Source organism: Bacillus sp. NEB1478 (genome assembly GCF_031582965.1).
GTDB lineage: Bacteria > Bacillota > Bacilli > Bacillales > Fictibacillaceae > Fictibacillus.
Genome location: NZ_CP134049.1, coordinates 2,914,468 through 2,937,529 on the forward strand (window position 1 = coordinate 2,914,468; position 23,062 = coordinate 2,937,529).

Consider the following 23,062-nt stretch of genomic DNA (forward strand, 5'->3'; position numbering starts at 1 on the left):
ACTAGATCTGCCCTTAATGATTTTGACTATGCCCATAAGCTATTTTTTATCCACTTATTTTCAATTAGTTTGTACCTGAGCCTAATATGCTTTCTGTCTTCGTTTCCTTGCCAAAACTCAACTTCCTCAGCAGCAACCCTGTATACTGTCCAGTTAGGAGATATGATCTCCGGATTTTTTTGAATCTTTTCAAGTTGTATTTTTATGGCTTGATCGAAATCAAACTGCTCTTCTAATATTGAACTTTGCCTCTCTATCAATGCGATGGCTCTAGCAGTTTTCCCTCTTTTTAAAAAGTCTTTCTTACTCATTTCTTTCCCCATAGGAACGGCTGCTCCGCGAATTCTGACTTGACGGCCGATCATCGACCAGTAAAATGTCAAAGCAACATTGGGATTCGCATCAATCTGCTTTCCTTTATTACTTATTGAACTAGAAGCAAAATACCAACCCTTTTCATCCACATCCTTTAAAATAAGAACACGGGCATCAGGTGATCCGTCTAGACTTGTTGTCGATAGAATCATAGAGTGCGGTTCATGTACGTTTTGATCAACTGCAGATTGAAACCATTCAAGAAATAATTCATGCGGGTATTCTGATGTTTTTTCTATATCAAATATCGGAAAAGGTCCTGTAAGTGTTTTGCTTGCTTTGATTTTTTCTCTAGTATTCATCATAAAAATCCCCCTTCACTGCTTCTTTTTCAGTAAAATTATACCATCCCAAAACTCAATACATACTCCTGTTTATATAAAAATAAAGATAGTCGGAAGGTCATGTAATTTAATAGAATCCATTTGATCACTTCCAATAATTCCTTTCCTGTGTATAAAGTCGGACGGTTTCTTTAGGACGTATGTGTGATAGACATCATTATGTCTACACTGCTACTGTAATAAAGTGTAAGAATTTTCAGAATAAAGGAGATGAGTAAATGAGAGGAAAACGTGTCATTTTCAGCTCAATGTTAAGTACTGCTCTACTGTTATCTGCCGTTGTACCAATCACCCATGCAGAAGAAAATTCAAGGCATAACGCTCCACAACCTGGCGATTGGAACCGTCCAAGTCATACTTCATCTGTTCTACATCCGGGAACTCCTGAAAGCGCTTCCTTAAATCGGGAACCACTTCGTCAAATTGATCCTTTTATTGAACAAGAAATCGAAAAACGCACGATGCCAGGTGCCGTGGTGTTAGTTGCGCGCAGCGGTTCGATCGCAAAGTGGGATGCATACGGCTACTCCGCCCGCTACACAGATGATCAGTTTACCGAAATGGACAATCCTGTTGAAATGAAGAAGGATACGATTTTTGATATCGCCTCAATCAGCAAGCTATTCACAACAACTGCAGCAATGAAACTTTACGAACAAGGTCTTTTTAACTTGGATGATCCTGTCGGGAAGTACATTCCTGAATTCAACGAGAACGGGAAAGAAAATGTGACGATCAGACAGATTATGACGCACACTTCAGGATTTACAGCTTGGATTCCTCTTTATAACATGGGGACGAATCGTGAAGACAGGCTTCAGATCGCGTTGAAGAACCCACTGAAAAATCCGCCTGGAACAAAGTATACATACAGTGACCTTAACTTGATCACACTCGGGGTTTTAGTAGAAAGACTTTCAGGCAAACGTCTTGATGAGTATGTAAAAGAGAATATCACAAAACCACTGGGCATGAAGGATACGATGTACAATCCTCCCGCTTCTCTCCGCAACCGTATTGCGGCGACAGAATATCAGCCAGCTCTTGGTCGGGGCTTAGTTTGGGGCAGTGTGCATGATGAGAACTCGTGGAGTCTTGATGGTGTAGCAGGCCATGCAGGTGTCTTCTCCACAGCAAAAGACTTAGCGATTTTCGGCCAAATGATCTTATTGAAAGGCACTTACGGCGGCATACAAATTTTAAAACCAGAAACAGTACGTTTATTAACTGAAAATCAGCTGCCTCAATTCCCTAGCAACTCACACGGTCTTGGCTGGGAGTTGAACCAGGGCTGGTACATGGACTCCCTATCAAATGAATTGACACTCGGCCACACAGGATACACCGGTACTTCAATGGTAGTTTCACCGAAAAATCAAATGATCGTTTTAACGTTGACGAACCGTGTTCATCCATCACGCAACACGGTTTCAACGAATGCAACAAGACGCCAGGTTGCCCGACTTGCAGCGGATTCAATCTCAGTTCCGATGCACAAACGTGATAAAGCTTGGTTCTCAGGATATGGCGATAATCTGTCTAAAAAGTTAACATTCTCCGTTAAACCTGATCAAACGTCACTCTCTTTTAAAACATGGTTCAGTGTTGAGAAAGAAAGTGATAAAGGGCTTGTTCAAGTATCTGTTGATGGAGAAAATTGGACAACACTTCCTGACTACTATACTGGCAAGGATGAAGTGTGGATGAATGATAAAATAGATTTACCTGAAGGATCGCAATATGTCCGCTTCCTTTACCAGACAGACGGTTCCGTAAACGGCCGCGGCTGGTATGTAGATGATGTGTACACTGCTGATCATGATGGGAACAAAGAACGAGTCACCGTTTCCGATGACCAATGGGGACAAAGAGGCTGGTAACTGATAATATTGACCAAAAAAATCGAGTAAATTAAGCTAACGTCGATATAATTCGATTTTTCGTGGATAAAATGAAATTAACGTGGATATATATTGAATTAACGTGGATATATTCCGATTTACCGTGGATATATTATTATAGGCTCTAATAAAAAGTGTAAATTTATACTTTAAACAACTTATGTAACTAGCTTTAATATGTATAACTAACCAATACTAAAGAAAGGATGGCTTTTTTGCTAAAAGCCGTCCTTTTTTATATTTATTGCTGCTTTTCCTTATATACTCTTTGCAGTTCATTTTCATAACGGATCATTTGTTGTTTCGTTCGATTTTTTTTATGACATAAAAAAAGACCGATTTAACCGGCCTTTTTGACTTTTTGATTCATCAATCCATTACACTGAATAATAGGAAACGAGTAAAATGTAGAAAGAGTACATCAGGGAAAGGGATCCGAACCCATAATCCAATGTCTTTTTTTCTCTATCTAATAAGAAAAGAAACCATACACCTGAGCAAAAGAAACCAATAACCCATCCGGCTTGGATATCAAGAATCGCTAAGAAAAAACCAACTATACCCACAAATTGAACCAAGATTCTCAAAATCTGTTTACTCATAAGTCTTTCCCCCTAAGTTTCTTAATTTCTTATATTTTTTTTAAATACGACAAACTTCTATTTTTTTCCTTCTCTTCTCCTTTCAAACATAAAAAAAACTTGGCAATCGCCAAGTTCACTTATTTCTTCCGTATTCTCTCCGGTCTGGTATAGACGTTCATTGAATCTCCTCTTATAAAACCGACTGTTGTGATACCGAGCTCTTCGGCTGATTGAAGTGCGAATTCGGTTGGAGCAGATTTGGATAAAACAATTTCACAGCCGATCTTCGCTACCTTTAGTAAGATTTCGGATGAAATCCGTCCACTGAACACAATTATTTTATCCCCTATAAAAATATCATTCTTTAAGCAATATCCGTATATTTTATCGAGTGCATTGTGCCTTCCGATATCCATACGGCTCAGGACAATTCCGTTCACATCACAAAGTGCCGCATTGTGCACCCCGCCGGTTTTTTGGAAAAGCCCTGCAGACTCTTGCATTTCTTTCATCAATCTGTAACAGTCATCCGGTGTAACTGCCACACGCACTTCTTTCATGTTTTTTGCCGTTAATGCATCGTTCGCGAATACAAATCCTTGCCGACTCATTCCGCAGCAAGAAGTTATGTATCTTTTATTCTGCAGATTTTGATACAAAGGGTTCAGCTTATCTGTTGTGACATGTACATAGCTTCCGTCTTCCTGCACCCATATGTCTTTAATATCTTGGTATTTTCTGATGATCCCTTCTGATGCTAGGTAACCGACGGCCATATCTTCAATGTACTCCGGACTGCAGACCATCGTTACGAATTCCTCGCCGTTTATTTTAATCGTCACTGGCTGTTCGGTTACGATCGTATCTTCAATAGATGAAACTTCACCATTTTTAAACTGAAAAATTTCGCGCTTGATTTCAACAGGTTTCATGAAAATCAGTTCTCCTTAAGCGATCGGTTTATCAAATACGAATACAGATACAGCCATATCTTCATCCACTTTAAAATCTGAAAATAGATGAACAAACTTTGCTCCTGTCACCTCTTCCAATCCTTCGGGAGGGGCAGTTGCGTACACATCCTGAATGAGGCGCGTTCTAGCTGCATGGACCATTTCTTTGCCTTCTGATGTCCGTGCGATGAACTTTTCTGTTGGCGTCAAATTGCCGTACATTGTGGAAATCGCCATGTTTTCAACAAACACCGTATGAATTTTCTCGGGTCCTTTTCCAAGCAGATTTTTGCGCAGTTTTCGAATAATATCATTAAAATCATGCACTTTCTTCGACATTCCTTACACCACCAAGTTTCTGTTTAATGGTTAAAATATATCACTAAAAACTGACATTTTGCACGGAATTAATTTCAGAGATTCATTGTCTAATAAATGTAGAAGCGCTATAATAAGAATGAAAAGTTGGAAAATAAATCATTAGATTTTTTTCTTTCTTACTATCAGACTGACGACGAGATTCGCCGCATATCAAAATGATCGTATATTTTTCAGATGCAAGAAGGTCGAGGAAGTGAGGTTTTCGAGGCGCGGAGTTTAGTACATCTAAATGAGCACAGAGAAAATGAAACTGACGACGAGATTCGCCGCATATCAAAATTAAATCGTATATTTTTCAGATGCAAGAAGGTCGAGGAAGTGAAGGTTCGAGGAGCGGATCGTATTTCGCATACGTGAGTACCGCAGAATCAAAACTGACGACGAGATTCGCCGCATATCAAAATGATCGTATATTTTTCAGATGCAAGAAGGTCGAGGAAGTGAAGGTTCGAGGCGCGGAGTTTAGTACTTCTAAATAAGCACAGAGAAAATGAAACTGACGACGAGATTCGCCGCATATCAAAAATATACCCAGATGGATTGGTCAAATAGTATAAGTAAGCCCTGCTATTCAACTATTCCACCATGTTAACGCCTTTTTTCTGTAAGTCTACAGAATTTATGCTTTCGTGGTGGATTTTTTTGTGCAAATTTAAGTGAAAGGATGATTCTTAAATGGACAATATGATTCAGATAAAGATTGATGGAAAAACGTACGAAGAAGCATCAGGCATGTCTATTCTCGATATCATGAACAAAAACGAACTCTCTCACCCGCAGATCTGCCATACCCCAGAAGTGGATGCAATCGAGACCTGTGATACGTGTATTGTCGAAGTGAACGGCAAACTCGTTCGTTCATGCTCAACCACTGCGATCAACGGAATGCACATTGAGCGTTCTTCAGACCGAGCAAAGTCGGCGCAAACAGAAGCGATGGATCGTATACTCGAAAACCATCTTCTTTATTGTACGGTTTGTGACAACAACAACGGAAACTGCAAGTTACATAATACGGCTGAAATGATGGAGATTGAACATCAAGCGATTCCATATACACCCAAGGAACAGCCAATTGATATTGATATGTCTCATCCGTTCTACCGCTATGATGCGAACCAATGTATCACATGCGGACAGTGTGTGGAAGTCTGTCAGAATCTCCAGGTGAACGAAACCCTTTCAATCGACTGGGAACGCGAACGTCCCCGCGTAATTTGGGATGCAGGTTCCCCTATCAACGACTCTTCTTGTGTGAGCTGCGGACAATGTGTCACCGTTTGTCCGTGTAACGCATTAATGGAAAAATCAATGCTAGGTGAAGCTGGTTTCATGACAGGCTTAAAAGAAGAAATTCTAGAGCCGATGGTCGAGCTAGTAAAAGATGTCGAGCCTGGATATAGCGGTATTTTTGCGGTTTCAGAAGTCGAAGCGGCTATGCGTGAAACACGGACGAAAAAGACGAAAACCGTCTGTACGTTTTGTGGAGTCGGCTGTTCGTTCGAAGTGTGGACAAAAGGGAGAAAGATTTTAAAAATCGAGCCATCCGATGGTCCGGTTAATGCGATTTCGACTTGTGTAAAAGGAAAATTCGGCTGGGATTTCGTCAATAGCGAGGAACGCCTCACTACCCCGCTCATCCGTAAAAACGGTGAGTTCGTGGAATCCACTTGGGATGAAGCACTGAATCTGATTGCTGAAAAGATGGGTGGAATTAAAGCTGAACATGGCGGGAAAGCGCTAGGCTTTGTTTCCTCTTCTAAAATTACAAACGAAGAAAACTACTTGATGCAAAAGCTTGCCCGACAAGTATTTGGAACAAACAACGTCGATAACTGTTCGCGTTATTGCCAGTCGCCTGCAACAGACGGTCTTTTCCGCACAGTAGGTATGGGCGGAGATGCAGGTACGATCAAAGATATCGCGCAAGCTGGTCTAGTGATCATCGTTGGCGCGAATCCGACTGAAGGTCATCCGGTCCTTGCGACTCGTGTGAAGCGTGCTCACAAACTTCATGGTCAGAAGCTGATCGTTGCGGATCTTCGCAAGCACGAAATGGCTGAACGCTCTGATATTTTTATGAGTCCAAAACAAGGAACAGACCAAGTATGGCTCATGGCTGTGACAAAATATATGATAGACCAAGGCTGGCACGACGAAAAGTTCATTGAAGAAAATGTCCATTACTTGGAGGACTTTAAAGAAGTATTAGAAAAATACACATTGAAATATGCCGAGAAAACAACCGGTATCTCAGAAGAAACCTTAATAAAAGTAGCAGAGATGATTCGCGACGCTGACGGAACGTGTGTGCTTTGGGGCATGGGAGTTACACAAAACACAGGCGGAAGTGATACGTCTGCTGCGATTTCAAACCTGCTATTAGCAACAGGAAACTATCGCCGGCCAGGTGCTGGTGCTTACCCGCTTCGAGGTCACAACAATGTGCAAGGGGCATGTGATATGGGAACTCTTCCTGCATGGCTGCCTGGTTATCAGCATATTACAGATGATATTGCCCGAGCTAAATTCGAAAAAGCCTACGGTGTAGAGATCGGTGACACACCTGGTATGGACAGTATCACAATGGTAGAAGCGATCGGCCGCGGCGAACTTAAAGGAATGTATCTTGTTGGTGAGGACATGGCGCTTATTGACGCGAACTCTAACCATGTTCATGAAATGCTTTCGCAGCTTGAATTCTTTGTTGTACAAGATATTTTCTTATCGAAGACTGCTCAATACGCCGACGTTATTTTACCGGCAGCTCCTTCCCTTGAGAAAGACGGAACGTTCACGAATACGGAACGCCGTGTTCAGCGTTTATACCAAGCTCTTCCGACGACTGGCGGATCTAGAGCGGATTGGGAAATTATGCAAAGTATTGCGATTCGAATGGGGGCAGATTGGAACTACACGCACCCAAGCGAAATTTTTGAAGAGATGGCTTCCCTATCACCGCTCTTCGGTGAAGCAAACTATTCTGTACTTGAAGGCTGGGGCAGCTTTTTATGGGGAGATTTTAGCGGAAAGAGCACTCCGCTTCTTTATACAGATGGCTTTAACTTCCCTGATAAGAAAGCGCGCTTTGCCTTATCTGACTGGGTCTCGCCAACTGAGTTTCCTGCAGAATACGATCTGCACATCAATAACGGAAGAATGCTTGAGCATTTCCATGAAGGAAACCTTACGAATAAATCCCGCGGTATTCAGGAAAAAGTGCCGGATGTTTTCGTTGAAGTGGCGCCTACTCTTGCAGAAGAACGCGGTATTATTGACGGGTCTGTCGTTCGGTTGATCTCACCATTTGGTGCAGTAAAATTGAACGCGCTCGTAACTGACCGAGTGAAGCATAACGAGTTATATTTACCGATGAACTCTGTAGATAAAGAGTCAGCCATCAATTTCTTGACAGGACCGGCAGTGGATCATCGCACGCGCACACCTGCTTATAAGCAGACAAAAGTGCGCATGGAAATCATCAGCCGCGAAGGTGAAGTGAAGCTCCCGGGTCATAATCCGAGAAACAAGAAACGATATCCGCAAAACGGTGTTGAAGTTCAGCGAAAGTGGAACCGCCCTGGCTATGTCCACTTAACGGATGAAGTATAGGAGGTATGATTGATGGCTCAACCGATTACAACTGTGAAAAAAACGATAAAAACTGAAGAACAGATTCAGCAAGAAAAACTTTTAGAACTTCAAGCTGCATTGGCTGAAAAAGATGAGGCACTCACTAAGACACTCGATATTATCGGTGAACTTCATAGCATGGGCGCTTTGGATGCTGCCAATGCCATGTTAGAAGCGAAGGAAAAGATCGCGGGTATCGCTCTCGGACAAGCAACGCGTGAACCCGTTACAAACCTGATCAACAACTTGATGGGTGCTGCTGGTGTTTTAACGAAGATGGATCCTGAAGTGACAGCAAAACTTTTAGACAGTGTCGTTGCCGGCGTAAAGCAAGGTGAAAACTTTGTGGAAAGCGAGAAAAAGGTTGGCGTATTCGACTTGATGAAAGTGTTGAACGACCCAGACATCAACCGCGCAATAGGTTTTGGTCTTAACTTTCTAAAAGGCATGGGGCAGGAATTGAAAAAATAATAGAAAAAGTCATGTTGAAAGTTTACGAAAACACTCATAATTTTTAACCTCGGAGCCTTGCTGCTTCGAGGTTTTTTAGTTATAAACTGTTGATATTTTGTAAAGAAAATATGTATTTTCGCCCATAAAGAACTTTTGGATAATAAAACTATTTATACTCGAAAAGATAACTTTGTCCAATTTTAGAAACAAAATTTTGAAAGGAGGGTCTTAGAATGTGGATGATTCTTTTTGTGCTCATAGTTGCTTTTATGATTTATGCATTAATTCCTACTTTGTTATTCCGGCTTTTTTCAATTAAGAAATCCATACAGAAAGACAATGATACTAAAATTGTCCATCTAACATTCGATGATGGTCCAAACCCTCTCTATACACCGTTATTGCTCGATTTATTAAGACTGTATAACGCAAAAGCTACTTTTTTTGTATTAGGCAAGAAAGCAGAAAAATACCCAGAGTTGATTCTGAGAATGAAAGAAGAAGGCCACACAATCGGCATTCACAACGATAAACATACAAGTAATTGGTTTACGGATCCTTTTACGTTTTATCATCAATTAAAAAAAGCCACCGCACGAGTTGAAAAAATCACAGGTGAAAAGCCTTATTATTATAGACCGCCATGGGGACATTTCAATCTGTTTTCCTGGACAGCCATGAAAGATTTCAAAATCATCATGTGGAAATATGCTCCTCGGGATTGGAACGTGATGGAAACCAATACGTTAACAGACAGGCTGCTTAGTCATTTAGAAAACAGATCAATTATCTTGCTTCATGATTGCGGTGAGACTTTTGGAGCTGACAAGCTTGCTCCAGGCATCATGCTTGATGCTCTAAGGAAGATGTTTGTGAAGACAGCAAACCAAGGTATTTTATTTCATGGGCTTGAGGAAGATAAAGCAAATTCTCCAAATGGTTTAACAAATCGATCCCGTACAAGTTTTTGAAAGGAATGATGCATGATGAAAAAAATTCTTTTTCTTCCATTGTTTCAGATGCCATCCGGTCACCATCATGTGGCAGATTCATTAATGGATTCCATTCGTAAGCATTCCTACAAATTCGAATGCGAAAAAATTGATTTCTTGCACTATGTAAATCCGGGTCTGGAAAAGCTCGTTTCATCGATCTATTTGAAGTGGATTGCTGCGTCTCCTTCAACATACAATAAAGCGTATTATCATTATTCTTATACAAACAGCACTCATAATCTTTCTTTATCTTTTTATGAAAAATTATTTTTAAGAAGAATGGAAAAACTGATTTTAGAGTATGATCCAGATTTAATCGTGTGTACGCACGGTTTCCCTTCTTTCTTAATCAGCCGGTTAAAAGAAAAAGGAAAGATAAATAATGTACCGATTATCAATGTGTATACAGACTTCTTCATCAATAGTGTTTGGGGCATTAACGGAATTAATTATCACTTGGTTCCTGACCATACCATCAAATCAGCACTCGTCGAAAAACATGGCATTCCAGCTAAAAATATTAAAATAAGCGGAATTCCCACTCATGAAAATTTAAAAACCGTACAACAAGCTAAATCCTGTGAAAATGCTTATACCATTATGATAGCGGGCGGCAGCAGCGGTCTTGGTGATATACAAGGATTTCTTAAAGAATCCTTAAATCAGCATTTTCCTGTTAAGTTCATCATTTTATGCGGGAAAAACAAACATTTATATGATGATCTATCCTCATGGAATGATCCGTCAATTCAAGTTGTTCCATATATTTCTTCAAAAGAAGAGATGAACCTTTTATATGAACAAGCAGATGCGATCGTCACGAAACCAGGTGGTGTGACCATCAGTGAATGTTTGAAAAAGCGTGTGCCTATTTTTGTTAATTCTGCTCTTCCTGGACAAGAAGATGTGAACCTGAATGTCCTATTATCAAAGCGGCTAGTCTACAAATTATCAAAGGGAAAAACGTATATGGAACAAATCATCTCTTTATTAAAAAACGAAAAAGAAATGTTGCAGTACCAATCAAGGATTGACCGGTACTTTTCGTATTTGGAATTGACGGACTCCAATAGCATTTTATCTTTTATATCTGGAGTTTTAAAAGATGAACAACAAACCGGAAACATTCAAACAGTTACTGAACCATATTGGACACTGCTGAGAGAGTTAAAGCACAATTCTACTCTTCCCGCGAATGACAAAACGTAATGCTGTCCATTCACAGTCCGATCTGTGCATGAGGAGTTTTTAATATGCTGAACCTTGAACTTATATCAAATTATTTATTGCAATATGGATATATCATTATCGTATTATGCCTGTTTTGCGGAATAGTTGGCATACCAGCACCAGAGGAAACCTTTATGGTGTTTGTTGGTGTACTAGCTTCCAACCATCACCTTAATTTATCTTTATCTCTTCTTTCTGCTTTCATAGGTATCGTCCTAGGAATGTTAACTGCCTACGTGGCTGGAAGAAAAGCAGGACAAGAATTTATTAAGAAATTCGGCAAGTATGTATTTATTACGCCTGAACGGTGGGATTATGTTGATAGCCAATTCCAGCGTTATGGACGTTACATGATTGTATTTGCGAACTTTTTCCCAGGAATACGGCAAGTTAACCCCTATATTGCGGGTACACTGCAATTTCCATTCGTTCCTTATATATTTCTCGCTTCAGTCGGAACGGTCATTTGGACTTTAGTATTTATCGTAGGGGGATACTTTGTTGGAAACCATATCCCGCTTCAATATCTGGCTTGGCTTCCTGTTTTTTATATACTTGTAGTTGCTGTGATCTGGCTTAAGAAAAAAATGAAGAAAAATGGATAAAAAACGACCCAAAGATGCTAATTTTAGCTTCTATAAACCCACGGATTTTTAATAACTCACAAACCGACATAAACAGACAAAATCCGACAACGTCTACAACTGTAAAACAACCAAACACATAATGATAACACCTGTTAATCGATTGACTCCTTCATAAAAAGAACCTTTTAGCGGTAAAGGTTCTTTTTTGCTTTTAATTTTATGATGATCACTAACAGGATACTGATCAGCACACAACTAATAATCACTTTCTCTCCATTCGATTCCGATTGAGGAATTGTTTTGTTTGGATTCTTTTTTCGGGCAGAACCTTCACTCACTTTTGTCGAGTTGTTTTTTAAAAAGGTCTCGTAATACACCTTGTTCTTCTCTGTTTCTGCTACTACACTATCGGTTATCTGGATCATTCCGTTCGGTCCGCCGACAGGTGTCATAAAATCAAAGTACTTTGTTGTTTCCAAAAACAAAAGAAATTCGCCACCTTGCTGCTGAAAGTCTTCTGCCCATCCGATGTCATTTCCATCTATGCCAGCTATGATCGTTCCGTTAGAATTTCCTTTATACACGTTTTTCACCTTAAACGAATATCCTTGAAAAATCTGCCCATGCTTAGGCTGACTCGAAAAGTCATACTGTCCTAAAACAATCACACTCGCTCTCCCCTCTACTTCACCAGGCTCAATAGAAGCCCAGCTTGTAGCAGAAACGGGTTTATGAAACTGGATAAACAGCACGATGATTAAACTGAACAGACAGAATCGTTTCATCATTCGTCAAAAGAACGACCTTTAGCATATTTTTCTGGCAGCAGTTCCATAACGGTGCACTTCATGATTTCCCCGTAATAAGGAATAATGACTTGTGCATCTTTTCCGTAATCACTTATCAATTCGCGGCACATCCCGCATGGCGTAACCACCCAGCATTTCTCGATATCCTCATGCGGATGCGGGTGAGCAACAGCGACGATCGTCTCAAATTCATGATCCCCTTCAGAAATTGCCTTTCCCAGCGCCACCGCTTCACCGCAAACGGCAATTCTTCCTACGTTCGCTTCCAAGTGAACAGCCGCATAAATTTTTCCGGATTTCGTTCTTATTGCTGCTCCAATATGATGTTTACCATAAACATAATTTTTCACGATTACTTCTTCTGCAGCACGAATAAGCTCATGATCTTCATAATTTAACTCTTTTACATGTAACATTTGCATCCTCCAGAATAACCGATTAATAAATGATCGTATATGTTGGTTTTTTTACCTTTCTGTTATTTCCTCTTTATTGAACGAATTGGATAATACTTCGATAAAAATACGTTTAATCCCTTTGATTTCCTAAAATTTGTATGTAAACGTGGTTTCAGTTTCTCAACTAATGGCTATTTTTCCTGATTCAGTTGCATGTATTCTCGAGTTATCAATCGTGTTTGCTCTTTTTCTTTTTGAGTATATAATTTTATTAGCGGAATTTATTAGGAGGCTGGGTATGAATTCTACGAAAAGTGTTGTAGAAAAATTGAACTTACAGAAATACACGAAGAGATTGATTCTAAATGCACCCGCAGATGTCGATGACTTTCAAGACCTGGATCATTCTGTTACTGTTCAAGCCGATAAGTATGATCTGATTTTTACTTTTGTTTTTAATTTAAAAGATTTCGCTGAGCAGCTGCAGTTCGTTAATAAAAAGAGCTTGTTAAGGGATAACGGATATATATTTATCGCCTATCCGAAAAAGAATAACAAACAATACAAGGAATACATCGAGCGTGATGAAATATTCCCATATATCAATGTTGGCGAAGATGGATTTTTTCCGGAGAGCAATTTGAAGTTTTCAAGAATGATCAGCCTAAATGATGTATTCACGGTTGTGGGAATGAAAGCTGTTGCGAAAAAAACGAAAAAAGCTTCAGGATCAAAAAAGAGTCAATGTGTTGATGATTATATTAAACATGTTGATGATATTAAGCAGCATTTGAGCAGAAATGAAGACTTACTTAACACTTATAATGGATTAACATTCGGCTATCAAAAAGACTGGGCTCGCTATGTTTATAGTGCTGCCCGGAAGGAAACCCAAGAAAAGCGATTATTAGAAATGGAAACCATCATAGGGGATGGCTACAAATCAATGGATTTATATAGAAGAAATAAAAAATAGAAAGAGGCCATCTGAGGCCTCTTTCTTTGTTGAGTTGGGAACGTCGTTTGTTGGATTACACATTCAGAAACTCTTTCAAATGTGCCCCCAGTTCGTAATGATAAATCAATTCTGTGCCATATTCCCCTTCATATGCTAATCCTTTATCCAAAAAGCCTGCCTTTTTGTACAAATTTATGGCTGGAATGTTCATATTATGAACGGTTAAAAGAATTTCATCTTTATCCGGAAAATGGTTCTTCACCAAGTCTGGTAAACTTTGCAAAGATTGAAGTGCGTACCCTTTTTTCTGATGCCGGGAATCAATAGAAAATGATTTTAAAAGAATTGCGCTCTCGTTTTCCGTATAAATATTTCCCGATTTATCACAATACAAGACAAAGCAGCCGACTAAATCTTCCCCCGAAAAAATCATATACGGCTGGTTAAACGAATCTTCCCTGAATGTCTCCACTACGAATGTGGGTAACGAAGTAAAGATTGCCTGTTCACTAGGTAAACAGTAATTAGAAATAGCTTTATCGTCACTCTCTTCAAAAGGTCTTATCGTTAAATTTTTGGTTATCATATTCGCACCTTTTTCTATAAAGTAACTTGTCCCTACTGCATTACTCTTCATTAAAAAATACACAGACCCAACTGTGTGTTCTCGCCTTTTTATTATTTCTCTACAGTTACGACAGTTCCTTTTCTTAACATGTTCTTTCTGTTTAGCAGTTCACGCAGTGTTTCCCAGTTTACTAGTAAAGATCCGATTAAAATGGTAATTACACCAACTCCGGTCCACCACGAGAAGTATTCGTTGTAAAAAGAGACACCAATTACAACCGCTATCAATGGTGATATATAAAGCCACGTTGACGGAAAAACAGGATTCGTACGCGCCACCAGCCAATAGTATAGACTGTGCCCGAGTATCGACCCAAAAAAGATGAGATAGACCAGCGAACCGATAGCAGCAGCATTTTGAAATGCTTCAAGATGGATGTTTTCAGTAAACACCGATAATAAAATCATAAGCAGTCCGCCGTAAATCATTTGGGCTGCATTCAATGCAAAAGGAGTTGTGGAGTGAAATTTACTGCTCACCTGCTTTCCGAAGATTGTGCCATAAGCAAAAAACATCTCACCTACAATCACCGCCAAACAGCCGGCTGCCCATTTTATATTGATTTCTGATGAGAGACCCGGCAGGACAAGAAAGGCAACACCTGACAGCCCTATTATGCAGCCGATTACCGCACTTCTGCTCCCCTTCTTTTTGTAAAAAACGGTTTGCATCGCAAGTATCATCATTGGACCCGTGGCCGACAAAACGGCTGCAATACCTGATGTTACATATTGTTCTGCCCAATACAGTGTAGAAAACGTACCAAACAAGCAGACCCCCATAATTATCATTTCTTTATGAAGCAAGAGGCGGAGATGTACTCGTTTCTTCACACATAAGAATACGAATAGAATGACTCCTGCCAAAAAAAATCGGATCCCCGCAGAAAAGAAAGCCGGCAAACCCTCATCCACCCCGATTTTTATACTTAGGAAGGTTGTTCCAAAAATGAGACACATCACAACATAATTAAAAAAGACCACGATTGACTCCTCCTTTTCTCCATCATAAATGCATGAGAACAGAACAGTTGGAACTAAACAGAACAGTTTCACTTGGAACATGATAAAATCAAAACTAGAACGGAGGAGTCGAGATGAGTAAATCCCTTTCCAATAAAGATTATTTATTTCAACAAGTTTATGATTATACACGAAATAAAATTGAACGGAATGAATGGAGAGAACATGATAAACTCCCTTCCATACGAAAGCTTTCTATCGAATTAAATGTTCACCGGCTAACCGTATTTAAAGCATATCAATTATTAAAACAGCACAATCTCGTCTATGTAAAAGATAAATCCGGCTATTATGTCCATTCCCATACTTCCAGCCATCTTCAAAATCCGGATCACCCAATCGTTCATGCTTATGTTCAGAAAAACTATCTGTCCGAGATCCATCAAACACCAGTTAACTATGATTTTTCACATGCAGTAATCGATCCAAATTTGTTACCGAACCAATTTCTATCTGAATATGTAAAGAAAGTATTTGATCTATACCCAAAGGTTCTTTCTACGTATTCTACGGTTCAAGGTGATCAGGAGCTTAGGGAAACACTAGCAAACTATTTCACCCACCAATATAAAATGCACCTTTCAGCTAATGATCTATTAATTACTTCTGGTTCTCAGCAAGCGCTTCACATCATCGCTCAAACATTCATTAAACCTAGAGATGTCATATTATTTGAGCGGCCTAGCTACAGTGCGGCCATTGATGTTTTTAAAAATCAGGGAGCACGAATTGTCACGGCAGACATTACAGAAAGAGGGTATGATTTAGATCAGATTGAAGCGCTTATGAAGGAATTCAAGCCCCGTTTGTTCTATCTTAATCCTACCTTTCATAATCCGACTGGATTTTGTATCTCATCGGCACAAAGAAAAAGATTAGTAGAACTGGCTGAAAAATATCGCTGCCTTCTAATAGAAGACGATCCATATCATGATATTCATTTTGGACATCCAGCACCTTCACCCTTATTTACGTATGACACAGCTGGAACCGTAATCTATGTTCGCAGTTTCTGTAAATACATTTCTCCTGGGCTAAGGATAGCAGCAATGGTCTTCCCTTCACCATTAAGGAACACACTGATTACATCAAAATCACTGATTGATAACGGTTCACCTCTTTTGAACCAAAAGATTTTTCTGCATTACTTCTCCTCTCTTCGTATGCAGCAGCACCTTAAAAAGATTCAGATCGCACTGCAAATTCGAAAAGAGATTATGGAGGAGATACTAGCTGAAACTGGCTGGAAATGGATCAGCCCAAAAGGCGGATTGAACTTATGGGTTCAGCTTCCTGAAGGAATTTCCACAGAAAAATTATTAGCAAAAAGCATTGAGCATTCCATTTCATTTGTTCCTGGTGAGTTTTGTGATCCGTTAAAACAACCTTCTTCTTTTATTCGATTAAGTTACTCTTATGCTAATGAAAAACAGATTCGTGAAGGAATGGAACGATTTATTTCTTTGACTGAATCCATGTAACAAGGATTCTTTTTTTCCCCGTAGAATGTTTTTTAAAAGGTAAAGGAGGAGAATGATAAATGACAATAAAAAGAAGGTTGCTGCTTGCCGCTATTCTTTTAATCAGTTTTACAACTGCTTTATCATTCTTCTCTAGAGACTCTGATCAAATAGAAACCATGGTTCAGCCTAAAAATCAAAAAGTTAAGGACGTTACGGTTTTTAATGGAGAAAACGATTTTTGGGAAGCTGATTTTTCTGTTGCGAAAAATGCTGTCAATCAGCTTTCTTTAAAACATAAAACTGCTGACGGAAATCTCCCTTCTTCTCTTACTTTTACATTAAGCACGGCTTATGATAAAGACGGTAAACAGAAGATGATAGGAACATACACATTTACCTTTAATGATTTCCCGGATAAATTAAGCCTCTCATTCGACCGCGAGAAACTTCTGCAGCCTGGTGAGAAAAAGCTTCTGCTCAAAATAACAGGAAAAGATCATTATCAATTCTTCAATCTGTATTTGGACCAATAAAGAGGCTATGCTGATTCTAGCCGTAGTATCGCACCTTGAACTCCAAACAACTTGTCAATGAAGGCTTTTTACAAAATGGTCTAAATACAGGCAATTTTTTAGAAATGGGACAAGCAAAAACACCGAATAAAAAATCGGTGTTTTTCATAATCGGATTTTGACTTCTGTACCGTCCTGCGCCCTTACATTGACCAGTTCGAATCCCTTATGATTTTTCAGTTCACGGATAATCTTTTTCAGTACTTTTTTATCTATAGATGGAATGGTAAATGAAATGTTTTTCTGATCCAGATGAGGTTTTGACCATTTGTTTGCATGCCTGATCAATAATTTGGAGGTTAGAATTGAAACACCTATGTTTAACAAGATATAAGGAACAGGAATAGTAAACTTCGCTCCTTTTGTTTTTACATTCACACTTAACATAGCTGGTTCCTATTCGATAACGATTGAAACGGTATCACCGTTCGCAGATTTCACATCAACAATCGGTCCATCCAATTCGTTTTCGATTGCCTCCAAAATGAGATCGATATTAATGTCTTTTACATATTGTTCGGATTGGGGGATCTTAGAAGCAATGCTGTGACCCGCCGCTAAAACAACTTTTACTAATTTAATCGGCAAATTCACATTTACATTATCTTTTTCAGCAGAAACCACACGAATCTTTAAGATTTTATCGAGATAGCTGGATGGTCTTGCCGGTGCATAACTGGAGGAATTTCTAACCGCTGTTTCTCCATTTTCTTTATCCTTTAATACTTGAATCAGCTCTGTACCCTTTTCTGCATCAATCTTGCCTTCTTGAACCATGGTCAGTACTTTTTCGATCTCGGTTTTCATTAAACATTCCTCCTATTCGTCTTTTAACATTTTCAGGGCTTCATCAGCGGTAATCTCACCGCGCTCGAGCATCACGACGATTTTTTTCTCATCAACTTCATTTTTCTTTTTCTGTTCATATCCTAATGAAGATGCGATTTCATTCAGCTTTCCTCTTACAGTTGGGTAAGAGATGCCGAGTTCCTTTTCTACTTCCTTGATGTTTCCTCTGCAAACGAGAAAGACTTCCACAAAATGAAGCTGTTCTTTTGATAATGAGGCAAACTTAGATAATTCAAATTCATTCTCAATAGTTGTATGACAATCTGTGCAATGCAGTTTCGTAATCTTTAGTGTTTTGCTGCATACAGGACAATTTGTAAGTAATGGATGAGCCATATCCGACTCCTTTCTTTGAATTAATTAGATTATATTCAATAAAATTAAAAAAGTAAACAATAAAATTAAATAATTTTAATTTATGAATTAATAATATTAAAGTAGATGTAAACCATATTAATTTTATTAATTGAGAAATTAATATCATTAAGCCTATATAAAGAAAACTTGGCTGACGCCAAGCTTTTCCGAATGCCATGCAAATAAGTTATATCTTTTTTAAAATTCTAAAAACGACTTCTGGATGAGTCTAACGGTAATATATACTCAAATTGTTTTAACTAAAGTTGCTATACATAGGTTCAAGCGATCTTCTAATGTCTCTAAAAGAATTCTAAAAACAAACTTTCAAAAATAATAAAATTTTCCTCTTTCCTTTTTATGACTTTACCCGTTATGTTTATAGAAGAGAAAAACATCGGATGGAGTTGTGTAACATGGAGAGAATATTCAGCCTGCTAGAAAAAGAACTCGTTGTCGCATTAGGTTGTACAGAACCTGTTGCAATAGCTTTAGCAGCAGCTACGGCTAGTGAGTTTGTTAAAGACGAAATAACTCATATCTCCGTATCAGCAAGCGGAAATGTTATAAAGAATGCCTTATCTGTTGGAATTCCAGGGATGAGTTATACCGGGATCGATTTCTCCGCTGCCTTAGGGGCCATTGCCGGTGACCCTTCAAAAAAGCTCCTAGTATTGGAAGGCGTTACAAAGTCTGATGAGGAAGCAGCTATTCGATTGGTGCGTGAAGGTAATGTCACTGTCCAAAATGCTGACACACCCGAAAAGTTGTATATCGAGGTCGTTTTAACATCCAGAAACGACACTGCGAAAGTGATCATTTCAGGTGAACATACAAATGTCAGCTTCATCTCATTTAACGATACGGTCATTGTAGACCAATCAGATTTGAAAAAATCTAGTCATATAAAAACTGATAAATTCCCTGAATTGACTGTGGAAGATCTGTATACGTTTATCAATGAAGTCCCTATCAAAAGATTAGCTCTTGTAAAGAAAAGCGTTGAACTGAATCGAGCGATTTGTGAAGAAGGACTTTCAAACGATTACGGATTAAAAGTAGGGAAAACACTTTATGAACAAACGCAAAAAGGACTTCTTTCCAATGATCTTGCAACGTACTCCATGGCCTTGTCTGCCGCTGGTTCAGATGCACGTATGGCGGGTTCAACGATGCCGGTCATGGCAAACTCCGGCAGCGGCAATCAGGGGATCGCGGTAACGATGCCCGTCGTCGCTGCTGCTGAAAAGATGAGTGTTGATGAAGATAAAATGCTTAGAGCTGTAACGCTGAGTCATCTATTATCCATCTACATGAAATCAAAGTTCGGCCGATTGTCTGCTCTTTGCGGGGTAACGGTAGCTGGTGCTAGTGCTTCGGCTGCGATCACTTACTTATTAACGGACGATCTTCCTAATATAAAAGCAGCGATTCAAAACACGTTAGGAAATGTGAGCGGTATGGTGTGTGACGGAGCAAAAGCAGGCTGTGCGATGAAAGTGGCGACTTGTTCAAGTGCTGCTGTCCAATCAGCACTTCTCGCTTCACAAGGGTTGTGCATTCCTTCAACGAACGGCTTTATTGAAGAAGATGTAGAGAAGACAATTGAGAACTTTTGCCGATTAGGAAACGAAACATCAGGAACGACTGATTCTGTTTTACTGGATATGATGGTGAATAAGAACAAATGATAAAGCTGACTCAAAGGTATGTTTACTTTTGAGTCATGTTTTTTATACCTCATGGTGCAGTGTTTGGGATTGTCGAACCTTGTCAGTTCGGGAGTATATTATAAAATTCCGTTGGATTAATGCTCATTCTCGTTGGAATATTGCTCTATCTCGTTGGAATATTGCTCTATCCCGTTGGAATATTGCTCTATCTCGTTGGATTATTGCTCAATCCTGTTGGAATATTGCTCGATTCCATTGGATTATTGCTCAATCCTGTTGGATTTTCACCTTTTAAGTAATTTATAGTTAAGGAAAGACACATAAAAAAGACCAAAAAGGATTTTTGATATCCTTTTTGGTCTTCTTTTTATTCGGTTGCGAGTGTTTTTGGAGCCAATTGCTCTTCTTGCTGTGTTTCTTCAGGTTTTACTTTTACAATTCTGCTTTTCCCTACTGATAAAGCAACAATAATTCCGATTCCGATAAAGATTATTCCTGTGTAGAATACATTCGAGAAAGATGATGACCATACTTCTTTGATCGTATTGATGACTGGATTTCTTAATTGATCCGGAAGTGGCAATAAATCTGGTTTAAGCAGCAAACTGAACATTGCATCCGTTTTCTTGCCGATCTCAGTTAATGCTTTTGCCAAAATCGGGTTAGATTCACTTGTTGCTGCATCTTTAATTTTATCCGTAAGTGAATGGTTCATAACTGCGTTCAGAATTGTAATTCCGATTGTTCCTCCGATTGAACGGAAGAAAGTTGAAGCAGATGTAACCTCACCTAGCTGGCTTTTTGGGAATTCATTCTGGACCGCAATCATTAATGTAGGCATAACAAGACCCATACCGAACCCTAATACAACCATGTAGGCATAAGCTGTAATTTCTTTCGAATCCACACCCATCGTGCTCATCAAGAAAAAGCCGATTCCAGTAATAATCATACCAGCTGTTAAAACTGTTCTAAATCGGAATTTTAACAATAACCTTCCGCCGATAATACTTGCAAGAATCAATGATACCATCATCGGTGTCATTGTAGATCCAGCTTTTGTCGGACTGACGCCTAAAATCCCTTGCATATACATCGGAACGAACATGATTGCCCCAAACATCCCAAGTCCTAATAAAAATCCAAGTATATTTGTTGTCGCAAACACTCTGTTTTTAAACAAAGACAGATTAAGGATTGGTTCAACTGCACGCTTTTCAAAGAAAAAGAACAATCCTAATAAAACAATGAAGCCGCCAAACAATAAGTAGCTTTCTGTTGATTGCCACTCGAATTTATCTCCGCCGAACGTAAGTCCTAAAAGCAATAAGACAACCGCTGGTACAAAAGTAAGGATACCCATGAAGTCGATATTCACTTTACCTTCACGTCTGATTGATTCGTTTTTCATTCCCATTACGATCATTGCTGTTGAGATCAAGCCGAAAGGAACGTTCACGTAGAAAATGGAGTGCCAGCTGATGTTGTCTACCATCAATCCTCCGATGAAAGGTCCGATAACGGAACTTAAACCGTAAATGGCACCGAACACACCTTGCCATTTCGCACGTTGTTCTGCTGTGAAAATATCACCGATAATTGTTTGCGATAAAGGCATGATCATTCCGCCGCCAATGCCTTGAATACCACGATAAATAATAAGTTGTTCCATAGATGTTGCTGTACCGCAAAGTGCTGATCCTGCGATAAAAATCAAGTTTCCTAGCAAATATAGCTTACGTCTGCCATACAAGTCAGAAAGTTTACCGACGATTGGCACAACTGTTGTTGAAGTGATCAGGTAAGCTGTTGTTACCCAAGCGAAAATTGAGAAACCGTTAAGATCTCCGATAATCGTCGGCATTGCTGTTCCAACGATCGTCTGTTCGAGAGCACTAAAAAACATCCCGATAATCAAACCGGCTAATATAAGCTTTGTGTTTAATTTATTTTGTTGTGTTTCCATATGATTATTGATTCTCCTTATAATAGCTGAACGTTCATCATTTCAGCGAAACGTTCACGCTCTCTTTCTATTGCTTTGACGCCTCTTAAGTTTGCAAGCATGCCTTGAATAATCATTTTTTGAGGCTGTTCTTTCTTTATTTCCTGCAGAATGAATTCTAAGACTTGAATAAATTCTTGCCTTTGATTTTCTTCAAGTGGTTCCTGCTCAACTTGATCCTTCATGAGGTTAAGTATTGCTTTTGCTTCTTCCTCTTTTTCTTCCTTTTCCGACCAGGGTTTGAGCTTCTTGTTGATTTCATCATTGTCCAATACCGGATTCATTTCCGACTTTAAAAGACCTTGGATGGCATCATCATATCTCTCCATAAGATAAATCGTGAACTTCTCACTATCAACTGGTCCTTCTTTGAACATGAATGCCCGAATGAATGACTGTTTCATCCCTTCACAGATTGTGATGGCATCACTTAAGTATGGCTCGATCTTTGGACCATACATTTGAAGCAGATGACCTTCATACCATTTCGTCAGTTCAAAAAAGTTTTTCCGGATAAAACCTTGTATGCCTTTTATGATTGAAGCGTTTTGTTCCCGAAAATGCATCTGCATGAACGGTTTATGAGCGATATAATTTTCAATCTGTACTTTCAGCTGAAGCTCCATGCGTTTCTTTGGCGGGAGTTCTACACTGACCTGCTTCATTCCGGTTCTCATCTTCTCGCTATAATAGTGAAAAATTTCTATAATCAATTCATCTTTGGACGGAAAATACGTATAAAAACCGCCTTTAGAAATATTGAGTGCTTTGGCAATTTCTGAAACGGATGTTGCATGATATCCTTTATCTGCAAACATTTCGATTGCTTTTTCTATAATCTCTACTCGTTTATCTTTTTTCACTTTCTCCACTCTCTCAACTCCTACTGACC

23 protein-coding genes are annotated in these 23,062 nt (G+C 39.2%); 10 read left to right on the plus strand and 13 right to left on the minus strand.

Going from position 1 to position 23,062, the window contains the following annotated elements:
* Positions 1 to 26: 26 nt before the first annotated feature.
* Positions 27 to 677 (minus strand): pyridoxine/pyridoxamine 5'-phosphate oxidase, encoded by a 651-nt coding sequence (locus RGB74_RS14610; RefSeq protein ID WP_310760026.1) that lies wholly within the window; start codon positions 675 to 677, stop codon positions 27 to 29.
* 260 nt (positions 678 to 937) lie between these two features.
* On the opposite strand from RGB74_RS14610, the gene RGB74_RS14615 reads away from it, so the two are divergent.
* Positions 938 to 2,599 (plus strand): serine hydrolase domain-containing protein, encoded by a 1,662-nt coding sequence (locus RGB74_RS14615; RefSeq protein ID WP_310760027.1) that lies wholly within the window; start codon positions 938 to 940, stop codon positions 2,597 to 2,599.
* Positions 2,600 to 2,997: 398 nt separating this feature from the next.
* Here RGB74_RS14615 and RGB74_RS14620 read toward each other — a convergent pair whose 3' ends face one another.
* The 3 genes from RGB74_RS14620 to RGB74_RS14630 all read right to left on the minus strand — a co-directional run bounded on the left by RGB74_RS14620 (position 2,998) and on the right by RGB74_RS14630 (position 4,496).
* Positions 2,998 to 3,222, minus strand: coding sequence for a hypothetical protein (locus RGB74_RS14620; RefSeq protein ID WP_310760028.1), 225 nt, complete (start codon positions 3,220 to 3,222; stop codon positions 2,998 to 3,000).
* Positions 3,223 to 3,341: 119 nt separating this feature from the next.
* Positions 3,342 to 4,136: a formate dehydrogenase accessory sulfurtransferase FdhD gene (gene fdhD, locus RGB74_RS14625; RefSeq protein WP_310760029.1), complete on the minus strand. Its 795-nt coding sequence runs from the start codon at positions 4,134 to 4,136 to the stop codon at positions 3,342 to 3,344.
* Between the two features lie 15 nt (positions 4,137 to 4,151).
* Positions 4,152 to 4,496 carry a Na-translocating system protein MpsC family protein gene (locus RGB74_RS14630; RefSeq protein ID WP_310760030.1) on the minus strand — a complete coding sequence of 115 codons (345 nt, stop codon included), beginning with the start codon at positions 4,494 to 4,496 and terminating at the stop codon, positions 4,152 to 4,154.
* A gap of 717 nt (positions 4,497 to 5,213) precedes the next feature.
* On the opposite strand from RGB74_RS14630, the gene fdhF reads away from it, so the two are divergent.
* The 5 genes from fdhF to RGB74_RS14655 all read left to right on the plus strand — a co-directional run bounded on the left by fdhF (position 5,214) and on the right by RGB74_RS14655 (position 11,454).
* Complete coding sequence (fdhF, locus tag RGB74_RS14635; protein ID WP_310760031.1) at positions 5,214 to 8,150, plus strand: formate dehydrogenase subunit alpha; 2,937 nt, start codon at positions 5,214 to 5,216, stop codon at positions 8,148 to 8,150.
* A 12-nt stretch (positions 8,151 to 8,162) separates the two neighbouring features.
* A complete protein-coding gene (locus RGB74_RS14640) occupies positions 8,163 to 8,642 on the plus strand; it encodes a helical membrane plugin domain-containing protein (protein ID WP_310760032.1) in 480 nt (159 codons plus the stop codon).
* A gap of 215 nt (positions 8,643 to 8,857) precedes the next feature.
* Entirely contained in the window at positions 8,858 to 9,595 is a 738-nt protein-coding gene (locus tag RGB74_RS14645; RefSeq protein ID WP_310760033.1) for a polysaccharide deacetylase family protein, read from the plus strand.
* A 15-nt stretch (positions 9,596 to 9,610) separates the two neighbouring features.
* On the plus strand, positions 9,611 to 10,828 hold the full coding sequence (locus RGB74_RS14650; protein ID WP_310760034.1) for an MGDG synthase family glycosyltransferase: 1,218 nt from the start codon (positions 9,611 to 9,613) through the stop codon (positions 10,826 to 10,828).
* A gap of 44 nt (positions 10,829 to 10,872) precedes the next feature.
* Entirely contained in the window at positions 10,873 to 11,454 is a 582-nt protein-coding gene (locus RGB74_RS14655) for a DedA family protein (RefSeq protein ID WP_310760035.1), read from the plus strand.
* A gap of 167 nt (positions 11,455 to 11,621) precedes the next feature.
* Here the strand turns inward: RGB74_RS14655 and RGB74_RS14660 are convergent, their stop codons facing one another.
* Entirely contained in the window at positions 11,622 to 12,224 is a 603-nt protein-coding gene (locus tag RGB74_RS14660; protein ID WP_310760037.1) for a hypothetical protein, read from the minus strand.
* Positions 12,221 to 12,661: a cytidine deaminase gene (locus tag RGB74_RS14665; protein WP_310760038.1), complete on the minus strand. Its 441-nt coding sequence runs from the start codon at positions 12,659 to 12,661 to the stop codon at positions 12,221 to 12,223. The genes RGB74_RS14660 and RGB74_RS14665 overlap by 4 nt, the downstream gene beginning before the upstream one ends.
* 280 nt (positions 12,662 to 12,941) lie before the next feature.
* Here RGB74_RS14665 and RGB74_RS14670 point away from each other — a divergent pair, with 280 nt between their 5' ends.
* Positions 12,942 to 13,619 carry a YdeI/OmpD-associated family protein gene (locus tag RGB74_RS14670; protein WP_310760040.1) on the plus strand — a complete coding sequence of 226 codons (678 nt, stop codon included), beginning with the start codon at positions 12,942 to 12,944 and terminating at the stop codon, positions 13,617 to 13,619.
* Positions 13,620 to 13,674: 55 nt separating this feature from the next.
* On the opposite strand, the gene RGB74_RS14675 is transcribed toward RGB74_RS14670, so the two are convergent.
* Positions 13,675 to 14,187 carry a GNAT family N-acetyltransferase gene (locus RGB74_RS14675; RefSeq protein WP_310760041.1) on the minus strand — a complete coding sequence of 171 codons (513 nt, stop codon included), beginning with the start codon at positions 14,185 to 14,187 and terminating at the stop codon, positions 13,675 to 13,677.
* A 92-nt stretch (positions 14,188 to 14,279) separates the two neighbouring features.
* Positions 14,280 to 15,212 (minus strand): DMT family transporter, encoded by a 933-nt coding sequence (locus RGB74_RS14680; RefSeq protein ID WP_310760042.1) that lies wholly within the window; start codon positions 15,210 to 15,212, stop codon positions 14,280 to 14,282.
* Positions 15,213 to 15,325: 113 nt separating this feature from the next.
* On the opposite strand from RGB74_RS14680, the gene RGB74_RS14685 reads away from it, so the two are divergent.
* Both RGB74_RS14685 and RGB74_RS14690 read left to right on the plus strand, forming a co-directional pair.
* Positions 15,326 to 16,732: an aminotransferase-like domain-containing protein gene (locus RGB74_RS14685; RefSeq protein ID WP_310760043.1), complete on the plus strand. Its 1,407-nt coding sequence runs from the start codon at positions 15,326 to 15,328 to the stop codon at positions 16,730 to 16,732.
* Between the two features lie 59 nt (positions 16,733 to 16,791).
* The gene (locus tag RGB74_RS14690; protein WP_310760044.1) at positions 16,792 to 17,247 is read left to right on the plus strand and encodes a hypothetical protein; all 456 of its coding nucleotides are present in this window, start codon (positions 16,792 to 16,794) and stop codon (positions 17,245 to 17,247) included.
* Positions 17,248 to 17,391: 144 nt separating this feature from the next.
* Here RGB74_RS14690 and RGB74_RS14695 read toward each other — a convergent pair whose 3' ends face one another.
* Genes RGB74_RS14695 through RGB74_RS14705 form a run of 3 tightly spaced genes read right to left on the minus strand, consistent with a single transcriptional unit; the run spans position 17,392 to position 18,471 of the window.
* Positions 17,392 to 17,673 (minus strand): hypothetical protein, encoded by a 282-nt coding sequence (locus RGB74_RS14695; protein WP_310760045.1) that lies wholly within the window; start codon positions 17,671 to 17,673, stop codon positions 17,392 to 17,394.
* A 9-nt stretch (positions 17,674 to 17,682) separates the two neighbouring features.
* Positions 17,683 to 18,093 carry an SHOCT-like domain-containing protein gene (locus RGB74_RS14700; protein ID WP_310760046.1) on the minus strand — a complete coding sequence of 137 codons (411 nt, stop codon included), beginning with the start codon at positions 18,091 to 18,093 and terminating at the stop codon, positions 17,683 to 17,685.
* Positions 18,094 to 18,105: 12 nt separating this feature from the next.
* Positions 18,106 to 18,471 (minus strand): DUF2089 domain-containing protein, encoded by a 366-nt coding sequence (locus RGB74_RS14705; protein ID WP_310760048.1) that lies wholly within the window; start codon positions 18,469 to 18,471, stop codon positions 18,106 to 18,108.
* A 437-nt stretch (positions 18,472 to 18,908) separates the two neighbouring features.
* On the opposite strand from RGB74_RS14705, the gene RGB74_RS14710 reads away from it, so the two are divergent.
* Positions 18,909 to 20,183 (plus strand): L-cysteine desulfidase family protein, encoded by a 1,275-nt coding sequence (locus RGB74_RS14710; protein ID WP_310760049.1) that lies wholly within the window; start codon positions 18,909 to 18,911, stop codon positions 20,181 to 20,183.
* 349 nt (positions 20,184 to 20,532) lie between these two features.
* Here RGB74_RS14710 and RGB74_RS14715 read toward each other — a convergent pair whose 3' ends face one another.
* Both RGB74_RS14715 and RGB74_RS14720 read right to left on the minus strand, forming a co-directional pair.
* Entirely contained in the window at positions 20,533 to 22,131 is a 1,599-nt protein-coding gene (locus RGB74_RS14715) for an MDR family MFS transporter (RefSeq protein WP_310760050.1), read from the minus strand.
* Positions 22,132 to 22,148: 17 nt separating this feature from the next.
* Positions 22,149 to 23,042 (minus strand): TetR/AcrR family transcriptional regulator, encoded by an 894-nt coding sequence (locus RGB74_RS14720; protein WP_310760051.1) that lies wholly within the window; start codon positions 23,040 to 23,042, stop codon positions 22,149 to 22,151.
* Between the last annotated feature and the right edge of the window lie 20 nt (positions 23,043 to 23,062).